Source organism: Micromonospora sp. NPDC049836 (assembly GCF_044465125.1).
In the GTDB taxonomy this organism is placed as follows: Bacteria; Actinomycetota; Actinomycetes; order Mycobacteriales; family Micromonosporaceae; genus Micromonospora.
Genome location: NZ_JBITLH010000003.1, coordinates 636,717 through 658,596 on the forward strand (window position 1 = coordinate 636,717; position 21,880 = coordinate 658,596).

Genomic DNA, 21,880 nt, shown 5'->3' on the forward strand with positions numbered 1-21,880 from the left:
GGCCCGGGCCACGACTCCGGCCCCGCCGCCGACGCCGGAGCCCGAGCCGGCGCCCAAGCCCGGCCCCGGCCCCTCGCCCCGGGCTCAGAGCTGGCGCAGCACCTCGGCGGCGATCAACTCCAGGTGGTCCAGGTCGGCCAGGTCGAGCACCTGGAGATAGACCCGCTGGCTGCCGACCTCGGCGTACCGGCCGAGCCTGTCGACGATCTCGGCGGGCGTGCCGGCGAGGCCGTTCTCCCGCAGCTCGGCCGGCTCGCGGCCGATCGCGGCGGCCCGGCGGGCCACCTCGGCCTCGTCGCGCCCGCAGCAGACCACCGCGGCGTGCGACCAGATCATCGTGCCCGGGTCGCGGCCGATCTCGACGCAGGCGGCCCGGACCCGGTCGAAGACGGCGGTCGAGTCCGCCGGCGACACGAACGGCAGGTTGAACTCGTCGGCGTACCGGGCGGCGAGGCGGGGCGTCCGCTTCGGACCGGTGCCGCCGAGCAGGATCGGCGGGCGGGGCTGCTGCACCGGCTTGGGCAGTGCCGGCGAGTCGCTGACCGGGTAGTGCTTGCCGGGGAAGTCGAACGTGCCGCCGGCCGGCGTCTCCCACAGCCCGGTGATGACCGCGAGCTGCTCCTCCAGCCGGTCGAAGCGCTCACCCACCGAGGGGAACGGGATGCCGTACGCGATGTGCTCCTCGGCGAACCAGCCGGCGCCGAGGCCCAGCTCGACGCGGCCGCCGCTCATCTGGTCGACCTGGGCCACGGTGATCGCGAGCGGGCCGGGCAGCCGGAAGGTGGCGGCGGTCATCAGGGTGCCCAACCGGATCCGGCTGGTGTCGCGGGCCAGGCCGGCGAGGGTGGTCCAGGCGTCCGTCGGGCCCGGCTCGCCGCTCACCGCGCCCATCTTCAGGTAGTGGTCAGAGCGGAAGAAGGCCCCGAAGCCGGTCTCCTCGGCTCGCCGGGCCACGGCGAGCAACTGGTCGTAGCTGGCGCCCTGCTGGGGTTCGGTGAAGATCCGCAATTCCATGCCCCGAGCATAGGCAGCACCCCGATCCGGCTGCCGGCAAGGAACGGGACACGGTCAACGCCACGACGCGTTACATTCCTTGACAGGCATATGACTGGAGAGGCATATTGAGCCGGTGCCCGTTGACGCCTTCGCCGTGCTGGCCGAGCCCACCCGGCGCCGCATCCTCGACCGGCTGCGCCGCGCCGAGAGCAGCGTCGGTGACCTCGTCGACGCGCTGGGGATGAGCCAACCGGCCGTCTCCAAACACCTGCGGGTGCTCCGCGAGGCCGGCCTGGTCAGCTGCCGCACCGCCGCCCAGCAGCGGATCTACCGGGTCGACGTCCGGCCGCTGCGGGCCGTGGACGACTGGCTCGGGCCGTACCGGCGGATGTGGGCGGCGCACCTCGACGCCCTGGAGCACCATCTCGACAGTCAGGAGTGACGATGGACCGCGACAAATTCCGACCGGGTCCGCTCGCCGAGGTCGGCTGGGAACCCGCCGGCGACCGGTGGGACCTGGTCCTCGTCCGGTACCTGCGGCACCCGCCGCACCGGGTGTGGGCCGCGCTGACCGAGCCGGACCGCCTCGCCCAGTGGGCCCCCTTCCTCGCCGACCGCGACCTGGGCACGCCCGGCGGGGTCACGTTGCGCACCATCGACGGGGACCAGAGCTGGCCCGACGCGGCGACCGTCCGCCGCGCCGAGCGCCCCACCCTGCTCGAATACACCTGGGGCGACGGGCTGCTGCGCTGGGAACTGGCCGAGACCCCGACCGGCACCCGGCTGACCCTGCGGCACCGCATCGCCGACCCCACCCTGGGCGCGAGCATGGCCGCCGGCTGGCACCTCTGCCTGGACGTCGCCGGCCACCTGCTCGACGGCGACCCGGTCGGTCCGATCCGCGGCGCCGAGGCGAAGGAGTTCGGCTGGGCCGAGCTGCGCACCGCGTACGCCGAGCGCCTGGACCAGCCGGAGTCCTGACCCGGACCGCCGCGCGGCGCCCGGCCACCCTCCCCCGCCGCCCGAGGGCAGGCGGGTCGGCGACTCCGACGAGCAACATGCCGCAAACGGGGGCCACCGGCGTCAAGGAAGGGCCAGATCGCGGCAACCGGAGTGGATCATCCGCCCGCCCGCCCGCCGTCCGCCGCGCGGTTGGGTGGCGGGACGGTTGGCCCGGTGGCGGGTCAGGCCGCCGGCAGGTCGGGCAGGGTGATGGCGCCGGCCGCCGCCCGGATCGGCTCGGTCACCCGGCGGATCATCCGCTCCCGGCCGGGCAGGTGCGGCATCATCCGCAGCATCAGCGTCTGGAACCGGATGGCGGCGGCCGAGCCGAGCACCATGCCCTTGAGGTTCCGCTCCGCGAGCTGCTGGTTCGCCGCCACGAACGGTCGCATCCGGCGCTCGTACCCGGCGAACCCGGCCGCCGGGTCGCCACCGGCCTCGACCAGCGACGACGCCAGCGCGTACGCCCCAACCAGGCCGAGGCTGGTGCCCTGGCCGGAGGCGGGTGAGGCGGCGTACGCGGCGTCCCCGACCAGCCCGATCCGCCCGGTCGACCAGCCCTCCATCCGCACCTGGCTCATCGCGTCGAAGTAGAGGTCCGGGGCGTCCGCCGCCGCGGCCAGCAGCTCCGGCACCTGCCAGCCGGCCCCGGCGAACGCCCGGGCCAGCGCGGCGCGCTGCGCGGCGACGTCCCGGCGGTCGGGCTCCTCGGCGGGTGACGGGAAGAGGAAGATCGCCCGCGCGTCCGGGGCCCCGGCGGTGCGGTAGACGCCGACCGTACGCCCGGGGGCGGGGTGCATCAGCTCGACGCGCTCCTCGGCGTAGCGGGCCGGGACGGTGCAGATGGCGATGTGGTGCCCGAGCGGGCGCAGGTAGGCCGATCCCGGCCCGAACGCCAGCCGGCGGACCGCCGAGTGCAGCCCGTCGGCACCGATCACCAGGTCGAAGCGGCGGCTCCGGCCACGGGCGAAGGCGACCTGCACCCCGCCGGCGGCGGGGGTCAGCGCGGTGATCGAGTCGTCGAGGAGGTATTCCACGTCGGGGGTGGCGTCGACGAGGATCCGGGCCAGGTCGCCCCGGAGGAGCTCGAGGTCGTCGCCCTCCCGCCCGCCGAAGAGCGCGGCGTCCATGGTGGCCAGTTGCCGGCCGCGTTCGTCGACGAAGCGGGCCAGCCGCATCCCGGTGTCGTGCCGGGCGACCTGCTCGCGCAGCCCCATCCGGTCCAGAACGGTGAGCGCCGCGCCCCGGACGTCGACCTTGTAGCCGCCGTGCCGCAGCGCCGGGGCGCGCTCGACGACGGTGGGACGGAAGCCGTGGCGGCGCAGCCACCAGGCGAGCGCGGGGCCGGCGACACCGGCGCCGGAGATCAGAACATCGGTCATGCCAGCGACGGTACAGATGTGTTAGACGATTGTGCAAGACGTTTGTTCAAGCATTCCGCTACCCTGGCTCGCATGGGAAACCGGGAGGATCTGCTGGCCGGCGCGAAGCGCTGCCTGATGGAGAAGGGGTACGCGGCCACCACGGCGCGCGACGTCGCCACCGCCGCCGGCACCAGCCTGGCCGCCATCGGCTACCACTTCCGCACCACGAAGGCACTGCTCAACGAGGCCCTCTTCGAGGCCGTGGCGGAGTGGGGCGAGGAGTTGGGCCGGGCGCTCGCCGACGACGCCGGTGCGGACGCGACGCCGGAGCAGCGGTTCGAGGCGGCCTGGGAGCGGATCATCGAGTCCTTCGCCCGGCTCCGCCCGCTCTGGACCATCCAGTTCGAGCTGATCGCGCAGCGGGACCAGGCACCGGAACTGCGGGCGGCGTTCGCCGCGGTGAACCGGCAGGCCCGGCTCGGCCTCGCCGAGATCTTCCACCGACTCGACCCGGCCGCCGACGAACCCACCGCGCTGACGCTGGGCGCCTTCCACCAGGCGTTGATCGGCGGGGTGGCCGCCCAGTGGCTGCTCGATCCGGAGGCCGCCCCGACGGCGGCCGAGCTGACCCGGGCGCTCCGAGCGGTGGCGGCTGGGTTCTCCACCCCGCCGGACTGACCCGGTCCGCGCCGCCGCGTTCCACGACGCCAGCCCTGCGGCCAGCACCCGGCGAGGGCCGCCGATCCGCGGGGACCGTCGGCCCGTGAGAGCCGCCGGTCCGCGAGGGCCGCCGGTCGGTGAGAGCCGCCGGTCCGTGAGAGCCGCCGGTCCGTGAGAGCCGCCGGTCCGCGAGGTCCGCCGGTCCCTGAGGGCCGCCGGTCCGCGAGGGCCGCCGGTCCGCGAGGGCCGCCGGTCCCTGAGGACCGGCCACCAGAGGGGTTCCGGCGGCCGGCCCTCGCGCTCGCCGGTGGCCTCAGACGTACGGCTTGCTGGCGTACGCGGCGCGCAGCGCGGCCAGCCCACGGTCCTTCGGGGTGAGGGTGCCCCAGCTCGAGTTGAAGTAGTTGGTCCGGGCGATCCGGGGTCCCCGCTCGCCGTTGAGCCGGGCGATCGCCGCCGGCACGGTGGCGATCCAGGCGGCCTGGTCGGGGAACTCGGCCACCCGTACCCCCCACTCGGCGATGAGCACCGGGCGGGAGAGCGCCACCGGCCCGAGGTCGGCCACCGTCCAGTCCCTGGTGCGGCGGAACCGGGCCAGCGCGGTGTGGCTCGGGTCGGTGGCGTAGACGTTCCACTGGAGGAAGTCGAGCCTGTCCATCAGCGCCTCCGGATGGGTGCGCTGCCAGGCGGCCCGGTCGAAGCCGCCCGAGCCGACCGAGAAGGTGGTGCCGGCGGGCAGCGGGCGGGCCTTGAACCAGTTCACGATGTAGGTCATCGCCTGCACCGCCCGCGCGTCCGACTGCGCCCAGTCGTACGCCACGCCGGCCTCGGTGGTGCCGAACTCGTGGTCGGTGTCCAGTTCGGAGGCGAGCTGGATGTTGACCGGGAAACCGAGGCCGCGGTACTGGGCCAGGGCCCGGGCGAAGAGCCCGTCACAGAGCCCGGCGAGGACCTGCCCGTACCCGTACGCCCGGGGCCAGGTCGTCCCGGGCCGCTGCTGGATGGTCATCGCGGGGGCCGGGACGGTGTAGCCCGTGCCGTCCACCGTGAAGCTCTGCGGCCCGATGCTGGCCGCCCCGTAGTGCTTCAGCTCCAGCACCAGGTTGACCGCCACGCCGGCGCGGCCCAGGACGGCCAGCCAGGTGTTGTTGTAGCCGGGGAGGACGTAGCCGTCGGCGAAGCTGCGGTACTGGGTGAGGGAGCGGAAGTTGCCGCCGGCCAGGTCGGCCGTCGGGTCGGCGTTGCCGGCGAGGTAGTAGCCGCCCAGGACCGGCGGGGCGACGCTGTAGTCGGCGGTCGCGGTGGCGGCGTGGCCGGCCCGGTCCCGCACGGTGACGGTGACCCGGGGCATCAGGCCACCGCCCGGTAGACCGCCACCGCGCCGGTGTCGGAGAGCTTGGTCCAGGTGCGGCCGGCGTCGTCGCTGACGGTGACGGCCAGCGGGTCGATCACGGCGATCGCCCGGACCGGGGCACTGCTGTTGCCCTGCGCGTCGGTCACCACGACGGTGACGGTGAGGGCCTTGGTGTCCGGGTCGCCGTAGCTGACCGTGAGGGTCATCTGGTCGCCCGGGGCGTAGGTCGAGGCGTTGAGGCTGGCGGTCACGGTGGGAGCGGCCATCTCCGCCCCCTCCTTCCTTGCGCTTGCGCCCGGCGCGCGCGCCGGAGCGCCGGCCGGCCGGCCCGGGCTGGCGCCCGGCCGCGGCTCGGTCCGGAGGTGGTGACGTCCTTGTCCTGGCGTTGGCTGGCACCGCCGGCCCGGGCGGTGTCGCCGGGCGCGAACGCGGGTCGCGCGGCGGGCCGGGCGAGGACCGGGCCCGCCGGCGGCGGCGCGGCCGCGCTCGGCTAGGGCGGCGTCCGGTGCCGACGGGCAGCGCCGCCGGGCCGGAGGGATGGGATGTGGCCCGCCATCCGCAGCCTCTTCACCTGCATAAACAATGCGCCGAGAGCGGGCCGGGCGTCTTGTCGGCCATCCGTCCGGCGGGTTGTCCTCGATCCGGTTGCGTAGCGTCGGCGAGTCGCCGGCGCGCGACGATGCGGGCGCACCGGGAGGCGGCGACCCCGCCTCAGCGGGTGCGGCCGCCGTCCGCGCGCCGGCGCAGCAGCCGGGCGGCGAGGCTGACCACGAGGCTGCCGGCCGCCGTCCCGATCAGCACCAGCACGGCGCCCACCACCCACAGCCCGCTGTCGTCGGTCGCCGCGGCGTGCGCAGCCCAGGCTGCCGTGAAGGCCACCGTCATCACCGGCACCACCAGCCAGGGACCGAGCCACCACCCGCCGAGCGCGGCGACCAGGACGAGGGTGAGCACGCAGCCGGCCACCTGCCAGACCGCGTACGGGCCGCTGGTCGCGCCGGTTTCCGGGTCGACCCGGTAGCCGGTGTCCCAACTCAGCCAGGCGAACCAGGTGGCCACGGTCGCCACCGCCAGGAGCAGGCCACCGAGCGCCGAACGGGTACCCCTCGTCATGGTCACGGCCCGATCCTTCCCTGCCTGCCGGGCGGGTGGATGAGCCTGGGTACTCAGCAGCAGTTCGGTGTTGGCAGGACCAACGATTTGGCGTATCGTTGGTCCTGCCAACGAATGGAGGACCTGATGTCACCCGTGACCGACCGCGCCGAGATCGCCGAGCTGGTCGCCCGGCTCGCCTGGGCGCTGGACGAGCGACGTTTCGACGACCTGCGCGCCGTCTACGTCCCGGACGCCCGGACCAGCAGCCCGCGCGGCACCCTCTCCGGCATCGACGAGATCGTGGATGTGCTGCGGCGCACCAGCCCGGAGGATGACCTGACCCAGCACTTCAACACCGACGTCGTGATCGATCTCGACGGCGACCGCGCCGAGATCGGCGCTCACCAACTCGTGTACTTCTTCCAGCAGGGCGCGGCGCCGCACCGCAGAGCCGGCGTCCGGACCCGGTACACCGCCGTACGCACGCCGGCCGGGTGGCGCCTCGCGGAGGCGCACATCTCGCCGCGCTGGCAGCACGCCGCCTGATCGTCGCGGCCGGCGAGGGGTACCCCGCGCCGGCCGCCCCCGCCACCAGCTACCGGCCCGTGGCTGGCCCGTGCCGCCCCCGGTCGGGGTCGGCCGCGCGCGCCAACCACGCCGCGAGTTCGCCCGCCACGGCGTCCATCTCGGCGGCGGTCACCGCCTGACCGTCCAGCTGACCCAGGAACCCGAACACCTGCGGCCCTCGGCGGTCGACGGGCAGGTCAGCCGGTCGGGGGATCACGTGGAAGTGCACGTGGTCGAAGCCCTCCGCCTCCGCGAACTGCACGACGTACGTCTTCACGCAGCCGGTCACGGCATGCAGCGCCCGTGACAGGCGTACCTGCCAGGAGCCCAACCCGGCGGCCTCGGCATCGGTCAGCTCGGCGATGGCGCGCACGTGCCGTCGCGGAACGAGCACGAGCCACCCCGGTAGCCCGACTCCAACCGCGTGCGCCACCCGCCAGTGCTCGTCGCCGGCGATCCGTTCCCGCGGCGGCAGGTCGGCAGAGCGGGCGGTGTTCTCGCAAGAGAAGCATCCTCGCATGATCATCACTGTGCCACCGCTGCCGAACGGGTCACCCGCCGCGGTGGGCGGAACGCGGACTGCCCCGGGGGACTGTTCGCCGCGCACCGAATCGTCCCGGCCATACGCTCCCGCCATGATCCAGACAACCGATCACCTGGTCATCCGGCCCAGGATCCTCTACTTCGGGACGCCCGTGGTGCTGTTGAGCACCGAGAACGAGGACGGGACGAGCAACCTCGCGCCCATGTCGTCGGCCTGGGCGCTGGGCCAGGTCGTGGTGCTCGGCCTCGGGTCGGCCGGGCAGACCGCCCGCAACCTGCGCCAGCGGCCCGACCTCGTGATCAACCTGCCGAGCGCGGAGCAGTGGCCGGCGGTGGAGCGGCTCGCCCCGCTCACCGGCCGCGACCCGGTTCCGGACCACAAGCGGGGCGCGTTCCACTACGAGCCGGCGAAGTTCGCCGCCGCCGGGCTGTGTCCCGAGCCGGCCGAGTTGGTACGACCGCAGCGGGTCGCGGAGTGCCCGCTGCAACTGGAGGCGCGGGCCGTACGGATCACCCCCGACCTGCACGGCGACTTCCTGATCGTGGAGGCGCACGTGCTTCGCGTACACGCCGATCCCGCCATCGTCGTGCCCGGCACCGACCATGTCTCCCCCAGCGCGTGGCACCCGTTGATCTACAGCTTCCGGCACTACTTCGGCCTCGGCCCCGAGCTCGGGCACAGCTTCCGATCGGAGACGCCGGCGGCGGGCGAACGTCGATCGACCGCCGCGGCGCCACCGGCCTGATCCGTGCCGCGAACAGCCTCGGGAGCCGCGGCACCGGCCACCGCTGGTGGATCACTGCCGGCAGGCCGCAGATGCCCCCGGAATTTTTCCGACACCCTGCCGGTATAGTTGCCGACGCGACGTCGAATAAATTCCGGCAGGAGGATCGATGTTTCTGGCCTTGCGCGAGCTTCGCTTCGCGCGTTGGCGATTCACGCTCATGGGTAGCGTGGTCGCCCTCATCGCGGTACTGGTGGTGTTGCTGTCCGGGCTCTCCTCAGGCCTGGTCAACGATGGTGTCTCCGGACTTCAGCGGCTACCGGTGACCGCCTTCGCCTTCGCTCACGACACCAAGCTGGACTCGGCGTTCTCCCGCAGCGTGGTGGATCGCAAGCAGCTCGATCAGTGGCGCCAACAGCCGGGGGTACGGGACGCCACCCTCTTCGGCAACCTGCTGGTCAACGCCCGCAGCAACCGGGACGTACCCATCGACCTGGCCATGTTCGGGGTGGAACCGGACTCGTTCCTGGCGCCTCCGGTCGCCGAGGGCGCCAAGCTGGGCGACCCGAACGGCATCGTGGTGTCCCGGACCGCCCTCGACGCCGGCCTGCGGGTCGGCGACACCGTGGTCATCGACCGGATCGGCACCCGGTTCACCGTGATCGGCGCCACCTCGGACCAGCGCACCTACGGTCACGTCGACGTCGCCTACGTGCCGCTGGCCGCCTGGCAGCGGCTGCACCAGGGCGTCGGCCCCGGCGAGGAGCTGCGCGCCTCGGCGGCCAACGAGGCCACCGCGATCGCCATCCGGTCCGACGGGGACCTCGACCTCGCCGCCGGCGACGCCGCGGCCGGCACGACCAGCTTCGACAAGGTCGAGGCGTACGGGGGCTCGCCCGGCTACACCGCCGAGACCTCGACGCTGCAACTCATCCAGGTGTTCCTCTACGCCATCTCGGCCCTGGTCGTCGGCGCGTTCTTCACCGTCTGGACGATCAACCGCAGGCACGAACTGGCGGTGTTGCGGGCGATCGGGGCGGCCAGGCGGTATCTGCTGCGCGACGGGCTGGTGCAGGCACTGGTGGTGCTCGGCGCCTCGATCGGCGCGGGGATGGCCGTCGGCGTCGGGCTCGGCGGGCTGATCAGCGGCAGCGCGGTGCCGTTCGCCATCGAGGCGCCCGCGGTGCTGGTCGCCGGCGTCCTGCTGGTCCTGCTCGGCCTGGTCGGTGCGGCCGTCGCCATCGTCCGGATCGCGGCCGTCGACCCGCTCACCGCACTGGGAGGACAGCGATGAACAACCGTACCGGTCTGGAACTGTCCGGCGTGGTCGTCCGACTCGGCGACGGTGACGCCATGGTCACCGCGCTGGACGAGGTGAGCCTGACCGTCGCCCCGGGCGAACTGGTGGCCGTGGTCGGGCCCTCCGGCGCCGGCAAGTCGAGCCTGCTCGCGGTGGCCGGCGCGTTGACCGTTCCCGATCAGGGCACGGTCACCGTCGACGGCCACGACCTCGTCGGCATGACGGCCCGGCAGCGTGCCGCGTACCGGCGCGACCACATCGGTTTCGTGTTCCAGAGCGGCAACCTGATCCCGGCGCTCACCTCGCTGGAGCAGCTGCAGCTGGTAGCCAAGCTCAGCCCGCGCCGGGCCGACGGCCGGGACCCCGCCGAGCTGCTGGCGGACGTGGGGATGGCGCACAAGGCCAACCGCCGGCCGCATCAGCTCTCCGGCGGCGAACGGCAACGGGTCGGGATCGCCCGCGCGCTGATGGGACGGCCCTCGTTGCTGCTGGTCGACGAACCGACCGCGGCGCTGGACCGGGCGCGCAGCCACGAGGTCGTGCAGCTGATCGCCCAGGAGACGAAGGAGGCCGGTGTCGCTACCGTTATGGTGACCCACGACCACGACGTGCTGGAACACTGCGACCGGGTGGCCGAAATGATCGACGGGCGGCTCTCGGCCGGCTGAGCGACGCGAGAGAGGAGGACCCGTGCCGCGCATCGACGCACCGACGATCGCGGAGCACCGCGCGCACCGCCGCCGGGTCCTCCTCGACGCCGCCCGCGCCCTGCTGGTGGAGAACCCGCACGAGGCGCCGAGCCTCACCGCCGTGGCTGCCCGGGCGGGACTGCCCCGCTCCTCGGTCTACGAGTACTTCCCGTCCGCCAAGGACATGCTGCTGGAACTGGTGCAGGAGGTCCTGCCGAACTGGTCACGCCGGGTCAACGCCGCGATGGACGCCGCCGGCACTCCGGGCGAGAAGGTGCTGGCGTACGCCACCGCGAACCTGCGCCTGGTCGCCGAGGGCGAGCACGCCCTCGCCACCGCGCTGGTCCAGTCGGTACCGGGCGATCAGGTCGACGCCAGCACCCAGCTCATGCACGACCAGATGAGCCGGCCCCTCTGCGCCGCCGTCGAGCAACTGGGCGTGCCCGATCCCGCCACCACGGCGCGCCTGATCAGCTCCGTCGTCTACACGGCCAGCCGCATGATCGAGGACGGCGCGGACACGACCTCCGTCGAGGCGCGGGTCCGTGAGCTCCTGGCCCCCTTCCTCCTCGGTCACGGCTAGGCCGCGGGGCACCGCCGTCCGGGTGCCGCGGAGAGGGCGCTCAGCCACCACCGCGGGGACCTCTCGCGGACCGCGCTGACCGGCACAGGCGGGGTGCGAGACCAGCGGCAGAGCGGATCATGGCCCAGGGGTACGAACCGGGGCCTCCGCCGGTGGGCCGCCGTGGTCCGGCGGGGCGGGCGTCACGGGGAACAGGATCGGACTGAGCAGGTACGCCGACCGCCCCGGCGCCGGGCCGTTGCCCGCCACGTCCCGCAGTACGCCGACCAGCCTTCCGGTCAGCTCGGCCAACTCGGCCGGGCTGAGCCACAGGGTGCCCTGCCGATACGACACCCCGTCGGCGACCGGGTCGGCCCCGTCCCCGTCCAGGTACCTGGTGAACTCGGCGATCAGCACAGCCATCGCGGCGGCGAACCCGCGCCGGTGGTCGTCGATCGTCATCTCCGCCGCCGCGTCGGCGTCGATCACGGGTCGGTCCTGGCGCAGCCGGTACCGGCGCTCGACGCCGCCGCGGACGCGTTGCTCGCCGGCCACCTCGAGGAACCCCTCATCGACCAGCAGGGCCACCTGCCGGTAGACGGTCACCCTGGAGACGTCCGGCAGGCGCTCGCACAGCTGGGTGGTGGTCAGCTCGCGGCCGCCGGAGGCGGCATGCACGATCCGCAGCCGGACGGGATGCAGCAGCAGGTCAGCGATGTTCACGAGGTGAACTATTTCATATGAGATACCATTATCGAGATTGAAACTGATGCCGCGTGTTGATCACGTGCGCCGGGTCCAGGCATGCCGATCAAGGAGGAGATCAGATGCGGGATGCACCGGGGCGGCGACTGGCGGTCAACGGCCGGACTGTCTACGTGGAACAGTCCGGCCCCGAACAGCCCGACCACGACGGGGCCTGGGTGGTGTTCGAGGCGGGCGCCGGCTGCGGCCGCACCTGCTGGGACACCGTGCGGCCACTGCTGGCGGACCAGGCGCGGCTGATCACGTACGACCGGGCGGGGCGGGTGCGGACCGGCCCGCTCTCGACCCCGCTCACCGTCGACGGCATGGCCGATGATCTGGTCGCGCTGGTCGAGGCCCTCGTACCGGGAGACTTCGTCCTGGTGGCGCACAGCATGGGCGGCCTGGTCGCCCGGCGGGCCGCCGAACGCCTACGGACGCGCGTGCGCGGCCTGCTGCTCATCGACACGCTGCCGGAGACGTCCCCGATCTACGACGACGACAGCTGGGCACGGACGACCCGGCAGGTCGACCGGATGCTCGCGGTGGCACAGGCACTGAGCCGGCTCCGGCTGTTCGGCCGCCTGTTCAGCGCGAACGTCCGGCCCCACTACCCGGCCGACGCCTACGAGACGATGCTGGCCGAGGACTTCACCCCGGCCGGGACGGCGCAGACCCGCCGGGAGATGCGGGCGCTCGCCGCCGCGCTCCCCAGCTTCCGGACTGATCCACCGGAGCCGCCGACCTGCCCGACGATCCTGCTGTCGGCCGCGAGACCGGCCGGCGGACGCGAGCGCCAGCACGCCCTCACCCGGGACCATCAGCGCCGGTACGTCGAGACCCTGCCCCACGGCCGGTACGAGAGCGTGGACTCGGCGCATCTCATCCACGCCGAACAGCCGGCGCTGGTCGCCGCCCGCATCCGCGAACTGCTCACCTCATAGGCGACGGACCGGTCAGCGCACGGGCCCGCCGGTCGGGTTCGATTGCCAGCGGATCGCGGCCGAGGACAAGAGTGGGGCGGAGGTACCACCATACGAACCAGACCGCCACGATCGCCGGTGACCCGCTGCCCCTGCCACCAACAGGAGCGATGGCAGGTAGGGCTGCGTCGTGACGGACTGTCGCGTGCGGCGCGTCGGAGAGCGCCACTCAGACCACTCGGCCGCAACACTTCTTGTACTTGGCTGTCGATGCTCACCGGCATGGGGAGTTGCGCGGTGCCGGCCACGCGATCGTGTGCTCCTCCGGAAGGGTCTCGCCGTAGCGGGCCTTGAGCGCCGGATCGAGGGGGGATCCGCTGCCGCTGCGGCGGCGTGGCCGGAGCCAGCTCATCGGTAACGTCCGGCGCCAGCCCCAGCTGCCGACGGACCTCACGCCGGCCGCGAATCATCACCGACGACATCTGCATCCAGCCATCCGGCCCGTTCAGCGCCGCCAGCTCGTCGGCCGACAGTCGGGCCACCGCCCGGTCGTACCAGCGCAACGCACCATGCAGATCGACACGATGCTCACGGTGCTGAATGCCATGGCACCATCGGGCACGGAGGGCGAGGGGCGTCAGGAGCGGTAAACATCTCTTCGATGATCAACGTCCACAGTGTGGTTCTCGTCGTCGATGCGGTAGATGATCCGGTAGGTGCCTCGCCGGGCGCTGAACCGATCAGACAACGGCGGCAGCAAGCGTTTCCCGACCCGGGAGGGCTCTCGTACCAACGGCCCGGTCATGAACTCGTACGCGGCGACCGCGACGGCCTCTGCTCACCGGCTCTGAACGGTGCTCGCTGACCTCGGCTCGCCGACGGCGCGGTTGGCCGGACGGCTATTTTCGCCGTGCGTGATGTCGTCTGAGGCTCGCGGGGATCAGGCGATCTGCCGGAGGTCGCTGCCGTAGTCGAAAATGATCCGCATCCGGGCGCCCAGTGCTCGTGCGTATCGACTGAGGGTCGCCACCTCATTGGCGTCCAGATCGCCGTTCTCCATCTGACTTACCCGGCCGGGCGTGACCCCCATCAACTCGGCGACCTGCCGCTGGGTGAGACCGAGACGTTTGCGCTCCTCGGCGAGGTGGAATGCGCTGACCCATGCCTCGGTACGGGCGCGTTCCGCGTCGAGCGCGTCGTCGTCCCCATCGTGCAGCTCGGCGCGGATGTCGTCCCAGTCATGGAAGTCGCTCATCAGCTCTCCCTCCGTTTCCTCTCGAAGGCAAGCCAACCTTCGTAGGCGACCTCGGCGATCGGGATCGCGCTCTCGTACCACCGCGTCCAGTCGCCGGCCTTGTTGCCGGCCACCAGCAGCACCGCTTGCGACCAAGGGTCGAAGACGAACAGAACCCGGATTGCGACGTCGCGGCCAGACCTCGGCCGCAGCTCCTTGAGGTTGCTGAGGCTCGAACCCCGGAGGGTGTCGACCAGCGGACGCCCCAGACCCGGACCAGTCTCGGCGAGCATGTCGATCGCCGCGTTCACGGACCGGTACCCCACAGGGTCGGTTTGACGCAGGGCCCGTAACCAGTCACGGACATCGCCTGTAGTCCTGATCGCCCAGCGTGGGCTGGCCCCTTGGTCACGGAAGAACTATAGCTCAACCTATACATCACCGAACCCGCTCATCACCGATGCAGCGGAACGGGCGAGACTCGTACTTATCAGGCCGCATCTCGGTCTTGCGAACCACGGAAGCGCAGGCGAAGAGCGAAATCAAGTCATGTGGTGGGCCGGAGGTACCACCATGCGAACCAGCCGGCGACCATCGCCGGTGACCCGTTGCCGCTGCGCATGCGCAGGTCAGGAGCGCAGCTCGGCGCCCAGGTGCAGGGTCAGGCGATCTGACGAAGATCGCTGCCGTAGTCAAAGATGATCCGCATCCGTGCGCCCAGCGCTCGGGCGTACCGGCTCAAGGTCGCGACCTCGTTGGCCTCCAGGTCGCCGTTCTCGATCTGGCTGACCCGGCCGGGCGTGACCCCCATCAACTCGGCAACCTCCCGCTGGGTCAGCCCGAGCCGCTTACGCTCCTCGGCCAGATGGAATGCGCTGGTCCATGCCTCGGTGCGGGCACGCTCCACCTCGAGTGCGTCGTCGTCCCCGTCGTGCAACTCGGCTCGGATGTCGTCCCAGTCATGGAAGTCGCTCATCAGCCCTCCCTCCGCTTCCTCTCAAAGGCGAGCCAGCCCTCGTACGCGACCTCGTCGACCGGGATCGCTTCCTCGTACCATCGAGACCAGTCTCCAGCCTTGTTGCCAGCCACCAACAGCACCGCCTGCGACCAGGGATCAAAGACGAACAGAACCCGGATCGCGACGTCCCGCCCAGACCTCGGACGCAGCTCCTTAGGTTGCCGATGCTCGACCCCCTGAGCGTGTCGACCAACGGACGTCCCAGGCCTGGTCCGGTCTCCGCGAGCATGTCGATCGCTACCGACAGCGCAGCCGGGCATCGCACGCATCCACAACATCATCCTCACCGGATGACACCCAGCACAGGTCGGCAGCATGATCGCGTTCGATGGTGGGCCGGAGGCACCACCATGCGAACCGCACCGCCACGATCGCGGGCGATCCGCTGACCCTGAAGTGGCCCGGCTCGCGGATCTCGGGGCGTACACGATGATTCCGACACGACCTACCGGCCCAGGCGCCACGGCTGGAACTCGTCGAACCTCTCTGGCCGGCGAACAGCGGCCCGGATGACGCCAGGAGCTAGAAACGTAGAACATTTAGTTCTACACTCGTGTCCATGGAACGCATCGGTGTCCGGGAGCTGAATCAGAACACGAGCCAGGTGTTGGCTCGGGTGAGCGGCGGCGAGACCGTCGAGATCACCGATCGCGGACACCCGATCGCCCGACTTGTTCCGGTAGGCGACGACAGGTCGGTGCTGGCCAAGTTGGTAGCGGCAGGACGAGCAGTCGCCCCCACCGGCGGCGGCTCTGTGCCACTTCCACCGAAGCTCGGTGACGAAAATGTGGACGTGGCAGCCTCACTCGCTGCGATGCGTGATGAGGAGCGCTGGTGATCTATCTCGATTCAGCTGCCGTCGTCAAGCTGGTTCGGCAGGAGATGTGCAGCGCCGACCTTGTCTCCTGGCTCAACAAGCACGACGACGTGCCGCTGGTCTCCTCCGCCCTCGTGGAGGTGGAAGTGCCCAGAGCGTTGCGCCGATCAGCTCCGCAAGCGTTGATCGGAGTACCGGCTGCCGTCGGACGGCTGTTCCGGCTGGAGATCGACAGCACGATCCGTGCGACCGCAGCCGCGTTCGCCGAGCCGACGCTCCGCAGCCTGGACGCCATCCACCTGGCCACCGCCCAGGTGCTGACCAACGAGTCCGGCACCGCCCTGACCGCCTTCGTCACCTACGACCGGCGGCTGCTCGAATCCGCCAGGGAAGCAGGACTCCCCGTAGCAAGCCCCGGCCAGAACTGACCCACGAATCCACCACCCTGGTGGCAAAGTCCCGTCCGGCAGTGCGGCCACGGCATCGGCTGCGGCCTGCGCTTTTGCGACCTTCACCCCTCCGTTTGGGTATCCGTTTCGGTGGGGCGGACGGGACTCGAACCCGTGACCGATGGATTATGAGTCCACTGCTCTAACCCGCTGAGCTACCGCCCCGCTACCGCGCCGGATCGTAACCCGCTCACTGGATCACCGACCACCACCGAACGGGCCGCATCATGATTCGTTCGCCACGATGAGCAACGCGAGGATAACAGCGTGCTGCCCCCGTCCGTCCCTTCAGGTACGCGGGGCGCGGGCGCGCCGGGTCAGCCCTCGCCGCGCAGCTGCGCGAGGACCGCGCCGACCGCCCGCCAGCCGCTGGCCAGCGCCCCCTGGATGGATGGGGTGTCCCGGTGGTCCCCGGCGACGAAGAGCCCGTCGCCGAGCGCGACCGGTTTGCGCAGCCGGCCCTGCGGCGGCGGCGCGGCGGGCAGGGCGTGCGGGACGGTGACGGTGGTCAGGTGGGTCCAGTCGGCGGTGGAGCGGCCGTAGAGGCGGTCGAGTTCGCGGCGGATCACCGGCTCGGGCGGGGCCTGCGCGCCGACCACCGAGGTGGCCACCAGGTGCCGGCCGGCCGGGGCGTACGTGGGTGCGGCGTTGCTGGCCACCACGGTGTTGGCGACCAGTTCCCGGCGTTCCCCGTCGAGCAGCAGGATCGGCTCGGTCAGCGGCGGGGTGTCGGTGCTGTGGTAGTAGGTCGTGTAGCCGTGCATCCGTACCCGGGCCAGCCGGGGCAGCAACGCGGCCGCCGCCGGCGGGTCCACGGCGACCACGACGGCGCGGCAGGCGATCTCCCCGGTCCGGGTGCGCACCCGGCCGGGCGTGACCTCGACGACCGGGGTGTGCAGTTCGATCAGTTCGGCGGGCAGCGGGCCGGCGATGGCCCGGGGCAGCGCGGCCATCCCCCGGGCGGGCAGGCCGATCCGGCCCCGGGCGAAGGCGCGCAGGAGCATCGCCAGGACGTGACTGGAGCTGGCGAGTTCCCGGTCGAGGAGCACGCCGGAGAGGAACGGCCGGAGCAGCTCCTCGACGATGGCGCCGGAGAGACCGGCCTGGCGCAGCGCAGTCTCGCTGGTGGTCTCGGGCGCGTTGAGCAGCCGGCCGACCGGCAGGACGGCGCAGCTGGCGGCGAAGCTGGCGAGCCGCAGCCGGTCGGTGAGCGAACCGACCCCGGCGGTGAGGGTCCCGGGTGCGCCGGCGGGGTCGCGCAGCGGGTTGACCAGCCGTTCGAGGCGGTCGGCGCGGCGGACCAGCACGCCGGAGGTGAACCAGCCGAGGTCCAGGGCGGCCAGGTCGAGCAGGCCGGTGAGGCGCGGGTACGCGGTGTTGAGCACCTGGAAGCCGCGGTCCAGCAGGTAGCCGTCGACCGCGTCGGTGGCGACCCGGCCGCCGAGCCGGTCGCCGGCCTCGAGCAGCCGCCACGGTACGCCGGCCCGGTGCAGGCGGCGCGCGGCGGCGAGGCCGGCCAGCCCGCCGCCGACGATGACGACGTCGGTCTCATCGGCCACGCGTCACCTCCGCGCCGGCCCGGTGGGACCGCGACAGCCGGCTCGGCCACCAGATCCGCGGCCCGATGTCGTACGACAGGGCGGGGACCAGCAGCGAGCGGACGACGATGGTGTCGAGCAGTACCCCGACGGCGACCGCCACCCCCAGCTCGACGAGCACCACCAGTGGCAGCACGGCGAGCGCGGAGAAGGTGGCGGCGAGGACGATGCCGGCCGAGGTGATCACGCCGCCGGTGACGGCGAGCCCGGCGAGCACGCCGGCCCGGGTGCCGCGGCGGACCGATTCCTCGCGTACCCGGCTCATCAGGAAGATGTTGTAGTCGATGCCGAGGGCGACCAGGAAGACGAACGCGAAGAGCGGGAACGACTGGTCGACGCCGGGGAAGTCGAGCACGTACCGGAAGACGAGCGCGCAGAGCCCGAGCGTGGCCAGGAACGACAGCACCACGGTGGCGATCAGCAGGAGCGGGGCGACCAGGGCGCGCAGCAGCAGGGCCAGGATGACCGCGATGACCAGCAGCACCACCGGGATGATGACGTTGCGGTCGCGGGTGGAGGCGTCGGCGGTGTCCACGTTGATGGCGGTGAACCCACCGACCACGGCGTCGGCGCCGGGCACCCGGTGCACCGTCTGACGCAGCTCGCGGAGGGTCCGCTCGGCGCGGTCGCTGTCCGGCGGGTCGGCCAGCGTGGCCTCGAGCTGCACCCGGCCGTCGACCACGGTGGGCGGGGCGTCCGCCGCGGGCGGACCGGCCTGCCGGGTGAACGGCCGGACCGAGGCCACCCCGGGTACGCCCTGCGCGGCCCGGGCGACCTGCTCGGCGCTGGCCTGGTTGGCGAAGATGGTGGCCGGGCTGCCGGTGCCGGCCGGGTAGTGCCGGGCGATCACCTCCTGGCCGGCCACCGAGTCGGTGCGCTTGGTGAACAGGTCGGACTGGCCGAGGGCGGTGGCGTTGAGCTGGGTGACCCCGAGCGCGAGGGCGGCCAGGACCACCGCGGTGACCAGCCAGATGGTCCGGGCGCGTCGGGCGACGAAGCCGGCGATCCGGCCCCAGATGCCGTGCTCGGTCTGCGGGTCGGCGTCGTCGTGGCGGGGCCGCCGGGGCCAGAACGCCCACCGCCCGCCGAGCAGCAGCAGGGCGGGCAGGAAGGTGAGCATGACCAGCAGGGTGGCCGCGATGCCGACGGCGGCGACCGGGCCGAGCGCCCGGTTGGAGTTGAGGCTGGACAGCAGCAGGCAGAGCAGGCTCACGATGACGGTGGCGCCGGAGGCGATGATCGCCGGGGCGGCGCCCTTCCAGGCCGCCCAGAGGGCGTCCCAGGTGCGTACGTGGCGGTGCAGTTCCTCCCGGTAGCGGGCGATGAGCAGCAGCGCGTAGTCGGTGCCGGCGCCGAAGACCAGCACGGTGAGGATGCCCTGCGCCTGCCCGTTGAGCTTGATGACGTCGTCGCGGGCCAGGACGTAGACGAAGACCGACGCGAGGGCGTACGACATGCCGGCGGCGAGCAGCGGGAAGACCCAGAGCACCGGGCTGCGGTAGACGATCAGCAGGATCACCAGCACGACGACCAGCGTGACCAGCAGCAGCGGCCCGTCGATGGCGGTGAACACCTCGATCAGGTCGGCGAGCAGCCCGGCGGGACCGGCGACGTCGACGGTGAGCCCGTCCCGGTCCGGACCGGCGATCTCCCGCAGCCGGTCGACGACGGCGCCGATCTGTTCGCCCTCGGCGGCGTCGATCGGGACGACCACCTGGACGGCCTGCCGGTCCTGGCTGGGGATCGGCGGGGACAGCGGGGCGACCACGCCGGGCAGTTGGGCGAAGCGGGCGGCGTCGGCCTGGATCCGCTGCTGGTCGGCGGGGGTGATGCCGGAGGGACGCTCGTAGACGACGAGGGCCGGGGTGGTCTCCTTCTCGACGAAGCCGGCGGCGAGGTCCTGCGCCCGGGTCGCCTCGGCGTCGGTCGGCAGGAAGGCGGCGTTGTCGTTGGTCGCGACGTCGCCGAGCTTGCCCGCGTACGGCCCGGCGATGCCGCCGACGACCAGCCAGGCCAGCACGAGCGCCACCGCGACCAGGGTCGCCGTCCAGCGGCTCCGTCCTCCGGCCATCCCCATCCACCCTCGAATCGACGCAGATATCGACGCAGCGCGAGTCTAAGTCGACATCGACCATCCTGCCGGGCGAACCGGTGCCGGCGGGCGGAAACGTGGGCGACGGCAGCGCGCGGGCACCGAGCGGGTCGGCGGCGCGGGCGACGGCCGGGCCACGAGAAACGCCCGCCGGCGGGGCCGACGGGCGTGCTGTCCGAGCTGAAGCTCCCCCGTTTGGACTCGAACCAAAAACCTGCCGGTTAACAGCCGGCTGCTCTGCCAATTGAGCTACGGGGGACCGTAGATCACCCGGCTTGCGGATCTCTCCGCGCCGGGCGACGGGGACAAGAGTACAGGACATCGGGGGGTGGTGCGCCAGGGGGTTACCGCACCGGCCGCGACGACTTTCCCGGCATTCCACCTCCAACATTTCAGACAAATCGTCATCCTCGCCCAAGGAGGTATGACGAGAGAGCAGGATGGGTAGTTAGCCGCCGACAGAGGACGCAGGCGCGACAGGGTCGCTCCCGCCGGGAATCCCGACGGGAACGGCGCGCGTCAGGTACGGAAGGAGCCGCCATGCGCGGAAAGATCATGTTTCTTGGCGGGCTGGCTGCGGGATTCGTCCTGGGCGCCCGTGCCGGCCGGGAGAAGTACGAGGAGTTGGTGGTCCGGGGCCGCAAGGTGCTCGACCACCCGACCGTCCAGGAGGCGGCGGGGGTCGCGCAGGCCCAGGCGACCCGGCTCTACTCGGAGGGCAAGGACAAGCTGGGTCAGACCAAGCTCGGTGAGAAGCTGGGCACCGGCAACGGCAGCAAGCAGGAGCTGACCGGGGCCGACAAGCCGTTCGCCGGCACGCCGGCCACAGTCGGCGCCAAGGCCGGCTCGACCGGTACGGGTTCGACCAGCACGACCGGCTCGTCGACCACCAGCACGAGCAGCAAGTCGTCCGGCACGAGCAGCAACGGCAGCACCCTCTGATTCATCCGGACGGCGGGCCGGTCACCTCCGGGTGACCGGCCCGCTTCCGGTGGTCCGCTGGCCCCTGCTGCTGAACGCCGGTGGTTCGCTAGCCCTTGCTGCTGAACGCGGCGTCGAAGGCGGCGGCCGGGGCGTCGAAGGCAAGCCGGCGGACGAACTGCAGCGCCTCGGGGGCGCCGACCAGCCGGTCCATCCCGGCGTCCTCCCACTCGATCGAGATCGGACCGTCGTAGCCGATCGCGTTCAACGCGCGGAAGCAGTCCTCCCACGGCACGTCGCCGTGGCCGGTGGAGACGAAGTCCCAGCCGCGGCGCAGATCCGCCCAGGGCAGGTGGGAGGAGAGCCGGCCGCGCCGGCCGTCCCCGGTGCGCACCTTCGCGTCCTTGCAGTCCACGTGGTAGATCCGGTCGGCGAAGTCGAAGATGAAGTTGACCGGGTCCAGCTCCTGCCAGACGAAGTGCGACGGGTCCCAGTTCAGCCCGAACGCCGGCCGGTGGCCGATCGCCTCCAGCGTCCGCCTGGTGGTCCAGTAGTCGTACGCGATCTCACTCGGGTGCACCTCGTGCGCGAAGCGGACACCCACCTCGTCGAAGACGTCGAGGATCGGGTTCCACCGGTCGGCGAAGTCCTGGTAGCCACGGTCGATCATGGCGGGCGGCACCGGCGGGAACATCGCCACGGTGTGCCAGATCGACGAGCCGGTGAAGCCGACCACCGTGCGTACCCCGAGCTTCGCCGCCGCCCGCGCGGTGTCCTTCATCTCCTCGGCGGCCCGGCGACGGACCCCCTCCGGCTCGCCGTCGCCCCAGATCCGGGCGGGCAGGATGTCCTGGTGCCGCTCGTCGATGGGGTGGTCGCAGACCGCCTGCCCGACCAGATGGTTGGAGATGGCGAAGACCTGGAGGTTGTGCTTGGCCAGGGTGGCCAGCTTGCGGTCGGTGTACGAGTCGTCGGCGAGGGCCTTGTCGACCTCGAAGTGGTCGCCCCAGCAGGCGATCTCCAGGCCGTCGTACCCCCACTCGGCGGCGAGCCGGCAGACCTCGTCGAACGGAAGGTCGGCCCACTGGCCGGTGAAGAGCGTGATCGGTCGCGCCATTGTCCTTCTCCCCTGTCGTGGATGGGGATTCCGTTGCGGACCGGGGCGAGGGTGACCGGATGCGGACGACCTCGACGGGAGCACCGGTGGGCGCGGTCGCGCCTGGGTCC

26 protein-coding genes, 2 tRNA genes and 1 pseudogene are annotated in these 21,880 nt (G+C 72.1%); 12 read left to right on the top strand and 17 right to left on the bottom strand.

Going from position 1 to position 21,880, the window contains the following annotated elements:
• Positions 1-84: 84 nt before the first annotated feature.
• A complete protein-coding gene (locus ACIBPB_RS10785; RefSeq protein ID WP_396839327.1) occupies positions 85-1,014 on the bottom strand; it encodes an LLM class F420-dependent oxidoreductase in 930 nt (309 codons plus the stop codon).
• A gap of 115 nt (positions 1,015-1,129) precedes the next feature.
• On the opposite strand from ACIBPB_RS10785, the gene ACIBPB_RS10790 reads away from it, so the two are divergent.
• Together ACIBPB_RS10790 and ACIBPB_RS10795 are read left to right on the top strand one after the other, a co-directional pair.
• Positions 1,130-1,438 carry an ArsR/SmtB family transcription factor gene (locus ACIBPB_RS10790; RefSeq protein ID WP_396839328.1) on the top strand — a complete coding sequence of 103 codons (309 nt, stop codon included), beginning with the start codon at positions 1,130-1,132 and terminating at the stop codon, positions 1,436-1,438.
• Positions 1,439-1,440: 2 nt separating this feature from the next.
• Positions 1,441-1,977, top strand: coding sequence for an SRPBCC family protein (locus ACIBPB_RS10795; protein ID WP_396839329.1), 537 nt, complete (start codon positions 1,441-1,443; stop codon positions 1,975-1,977).
• Positions 1,978-2,180: 203 nt separating this feature from the next.
• Here the strand turns inward: ACIBPB_RS10795 and ACIBPB_RS10800 are convergent, their stop codons facing one another.
• Complete coding sequence (locus ACIBPB_RS10800) at positions 2,181-3,380, bottom strand: FAD-dependent monooxygenase (protein ID WP_396839330.1); 1,200 nt, start codon at positions 3,378-3,380, stop codon at positions 2,181-2,183.
• A 72-nt stretch (positions 3,381-3,452) separates the two neighbouring features.
• Here ACIBPB_RS10800 and ACIBPB_RS10805 point away from each other — a divergent pair, with 72 nt between their 5' ends.
• On the top strand, positions 3,453-4,040 hold the full coding sequence (locus ACIBPB_RS10805; RefSeq protein ID WP_396839332.1) for a TetR/AcrR family transcriptional regulator: 588 nt from the start codon (positions 3,453-3,455) through the stop codon (positions 4,038-4,040).
• A gap of 295 nt (positions 4,041-4,335) precedes the next feature.
• Here the strand turns inward: ACIBPB_RS10805 and ACIBPB_RS10810 are convergent, their stop codons facing one another.
• The 3 genes from ACIBPB_RS10810 to ACIBPB_RS10820 all read right to left on the bottom strand — a co-directional run bounded on the left by ACIBPB_RS10810 (position 4,336) and on the right by ACIBPB_RS10820 (position 6,489).
• Entirely contained in the window at positions 4,336-5,373 is a 1,038-nt protein-coding gene (locus ACIBPB_RS10810) for a hypothetical protein (RefSeq protein ID WP_396839334.1), read from the bottom strand.
• On the bottom strand, positions 5,373-5,642 hold the full coding sequence (locus ACIBPB_RS10815) for a hypothetical protein (RefSeq protein ID WP_396839335.1): 270 nt from the start codon (positions 5,640-5,642) through the stop codon (positions 5,373-5,375). Before ACIBPB_RS10815 ends, ACIBPB_RS10810 begins: the two co-directional genes overlap by 1 nt.
• Positions 5,643-6,087: 445 nt before the next feature.
• Entirely contained in the window at positions 6,088-6,489 is a 402-nt protein-coding gene (locus ACIBPB_RS10820) for a hypothetical protein (RefSeq protein ID WP_396839501.1), read from the bottom strand.
• A gap of 126 nt (positions 6,490-6,615) precedes the next feature.
• Between ACIBPB_RS10820 and ACIBPB_RS10825 the strand changes: the two genes are divergently transcribed.
• Positions 6,616-7,017, top strand: a complete 402-nt coding sequence (locus ACIBPB_RS10825) for a nuclear transport factor 2 family protein (RefSeq protein ID WP_396839336.1) — start codon at positions 6,616-6,618, stop codon at positions 7,015-7,017.
• Positions 7,018-7,066: 49 nt separating this feature from the next.
• Here ACIBPB_RS10825 and ACIBPB_RS10830 read toward each other — a convergent pair whose 3' ends face one another.
• Complete coding sequence (locus tag ACIBPB_RS10830; RefSeq protein WP_396839338.1) at positions 7,067-7,558, bottom strand: HIT family protein; 492 nt, start codon at positions 7,556-7,558, stop codon at positions 7,067-7,069.
• Positions 7,559-7,673: 115 nt separating this feature from the next.
• Here ACIBPB_RS10830 and ACIBPB_RS10835 point away from each other — a divergent pair, with 115 nt between their 5' ends.
• From ACIBPB_RS10835 to ACIBPB_RS10850, 4 genes are all read left to right on the top strand, one after another.
• Positions 7,674-8,327, top strand: a complete 654-nt coding sequence (locus tag ACIBPB_RS10835) for a flavin reductase family protein (protein ID WP_396839339.1) — start codon at positions 7,674-7,676, stop codon at positions 8,325-8,327.
• A gap of 148 nt (positions 8,328-8,475) precedes the next feature.
• Positions 8,476-9,600, top strand: coding sequence for an ABC transporter permease (locus ACIBPB_RS10840; RefSeq protein WP_396839340.1), 1,125 nt, complete (start codon positions 8,476-8,478; stop codon positions 9,598-9,600).
• Positions 9,597-10,274 carry an ABC transporter ATP-binding protein gene (locus ACIBPB_RS10845; RefSeq protein ID WP_396839341.1) on the top strand — a complete coding sequence of 226 codons (678 nt, stop codon included), beginning with the start codon at positions 9,597-9,599 and terminating at the stop codon, positions 10,272-10,274. The genes ACIBPB_RS10840 and ACIBPB_RS10845 overlap by 4 nt, the downstream gene beginning before the upstream one ends.
• Before the next feature lie 22 nt (positions 10,275-10,296).
• Complete coding sequence (locus tag ACIBPB_RS10850; RefSeq protein WP_396839342.1) at positions 10,297-10,878, top strand: TetR/AcrR family transcriptional regulator; 582 nt, start codon at positions 10,297-10,299, stop codon at positions 10,876-10,878.
• A 117-nt stretch (positions 10,879-10,995) separates the two neighbouring features.
• Here ACIBPB_RS10850 and ACIBPB_RS10855 read toward each other — a convergent pair whose 3' ends face one another.
• Positions 10,996-11,580: a helix-turn-helix domain-containing protein gene (locus tag ACIBPB_RS10855; RefSeq protein WP_396839343.1), complete on the bottom strand. Its 585-nt coding sequence runs from the start codon at positions 11,578-11,580 to the stop codon at positions 10,996-10,998.
• Between the two features lie 104 nt (positions 11,581-11,684).
• Here ACIBPB_RS10855 and ACIBPB_RS10860 point away from each other — a divergent pair, with 104 nt between their 5' ends.
• Positions 11,685-12,545 carry an alpha/beta fold hydrolase gene (locus tag ACIBPB_RS10860; RefSeq protein WP_396839344.1) on the top strand — a complete coding sequence of 287 codons (861 nt, stop codon included), beginning with the start codon at positions 11,685-11,687 and terminating at the stop codon, positions 12,543-12,545.
• Between the two features lie 616 nt (positions 12,546-13,161).
• Here the strand turns inward: ACIBPB_RS10860 and ACIBPB_RS10865 are convergent.
• The 5 genes and pseudogenes from ACIBPB_RS10865 to ACIBPB_RS10885 all read right to left on the bottom strand — a co-directional run.
• The gene (locus ACIBPB_RS10865; protein ID WP_396839345.1) at positions 13,162-13,329 is read right to left on the bottom strand and encodes a type II toxin-antitoxin system RelE/ParE family toxin; all 168 of its coding nucleotides are present in this window, start codon (positions 13,327-13,329) and stop codon (positions 13,162-13,164) included.
• A 135-nt stretch (positions 13,330-13,464) separates the two neighbouring features.
• Positions 13,465-13,779, bottom strand: a complete 315-nt coding sequence (locus ACIBPB_RS10870) for a helix-turn-helix domain-containing protein (RefSeq protein WP_396839346.1) — start codon at positions 13,777-13,779, stop codon at positions 13,465-13,467.
• Positions 13,779-14,141 carry a type II toxin-antitoxin system RelE/ParE family toxin gene (locus ACIBPB_RS10875; protein ID WP_396839502.1) on the bottom strand — a complete coding sequence of 121 codons (363 nt, stop codon included), beginning with the start codon at positions 14,139-14,141 and terminating at the stop codon, positions 13,779-13,781. The genes ACIBPB_RS10870 and ACIBPB_RS10875 overlap by 1 nt, the downstream gene beginning before the upstream one ends.
• A gap of 278 nt (positions 14,142-14,419) precedes the next feature.
• A complete protein-coding gene (locus tag ACIBPB_RS10880) occupies positions 14,420-14,734 on the bottom strand; it encodes a helix-turn-helix domain-containing protein (RefSeq protein ID WP_396839347.1) in 315 nt (104 codons plus the stop codon).
• A pseudogene (locus ACIBPB_RS10885) lies at positions 14,734-15,014 on the bottom strand (type II toxin-antitoxin system RelE/ParE family toxin); the annotation flags it as partial. The gene ACIBPB_RS10880 and the pseudogene ACIBPB_RS10885, both read right to left, overlap by 1 nt.
• A gap of 321 nt (positions 15,015-15,335) precedes the next feature.
• Here ACIBPB_RS10885 and ACIBPB_RS10890 point away from each other — a divergent pair.
• Positions 15,336-15,614, top strand: a complete 279-nt coding sequence (locus ACIBPB_RS10890; RefSeq protein WP_218105002.1) for a type II toxin-antitoxin system Phd/YefM family antitoxin — start codon at positions 15,336-15,338, stop codon at positions 15,612-15,614.
• A complete protein-coding gene (locus ACIBPB_RS10895) occupies positions 15,611-16,021 on the top strand; it encodes a type II toxin-antitoxin system VapC family toxin (RefSeq protein WP_396839348.1) in 411 nt (136 codons plus the stop codon). The genes ACIBPB_RS10890 and ACIBPB_RS10895 overlap by 4 nt, the downstream gene beginning before the upstream one ends.
• A 112-nt stretch (positions 16,022-16,133) precedes the next feature.
• On the opposite strand, the gene ACIBPB_RS10900 is transcribed toward ACIBPB_RS10895, so the two are convergent.
• The 4 genes from ACIBPB_RS10900 to ACIBPB_RS10915 all read right to left on the bottom strand — a co-directional run bounded on the left by ACIBPB_RS10900 (position 16,134) and on the right by ACIBPB_RS10915 (position 19,991).
• Positions 16,134-16,207: transfer RNA gene (locus ACIBPB_RS10900), tRNA-Ile, on the bottom strand.
• A gap of 152 nt (positions 16,208-16,359) precedes the next feature.
• Positions 16,360-17,601 carry an FAD-dependent oxidoreductase gene (locus ACIBPB_RS10905; RefSeq protein WP_396839349.1) on the bottom strand — a complete coding sequence of 414 codons (1,242 nt, stop codon included), beginning with the start codon at positions 17,599-17,601 and terminating at the stop codon, positions 16,360-16,362.
• Positions 17,591-19,717 (bottom strand): MMPL family transporter, encoded by a 2,127-nt coding sequence (locus ACIBPB_RS10910; protein WP_396839350.1) that lies wholly within the window; start codon positions 19,715-19,717, stop codon positions 17,591-17,593. Before ACIBPB_RS10910 ends, ACIBPB_RS10905 begins: the two co-directional genes overlap by 11 nt.
• 201 nt (positions 19,718-19,918) lie before the next feature.
• Positions 19,919-19,991: transfer RNA gene (locus ACIBPB_RS10915), tRNA-Asn, on the bottom strand.
• A 281-nt stretch (positions 19,992-20,272) separates the two neighbouring features.
• On the opposite strand from ACIBPB_RS10915, the gene ACIBPB_RS10920 reads away from it, so the two are divergent.
• Positions 20,273-20,674: a hypothetical protein gene (locus tag ACIBPB_RS10920; protein ID WP_396839352.1), complete on the top strand. Its 402-nt coding sequence runs from the start codon at positions 20,273-20,275 to the stop codon at positions 20,672-20,674.
• Between the two features lie 88 nt (positions 20,675-20,762).
• Here the strand turns inward: ACIBPB_RS10920 and ACIBPB_RS10925 are convergent, their stop codons facing one another.
• On the bottom strand, positions 20,763-21,770 hold the full coding sequence (locus ACIBPB_RS10925) for a sugar phosphate isomerase/epimerase family protein (protein WP_396839353.1): 1,008 nt from the start codon (positions 21,768-21,770) through the stop codon (positions 20,763-20,765).
• Positions 21,771-21,880: the final 110 nt, after the last annotated feature.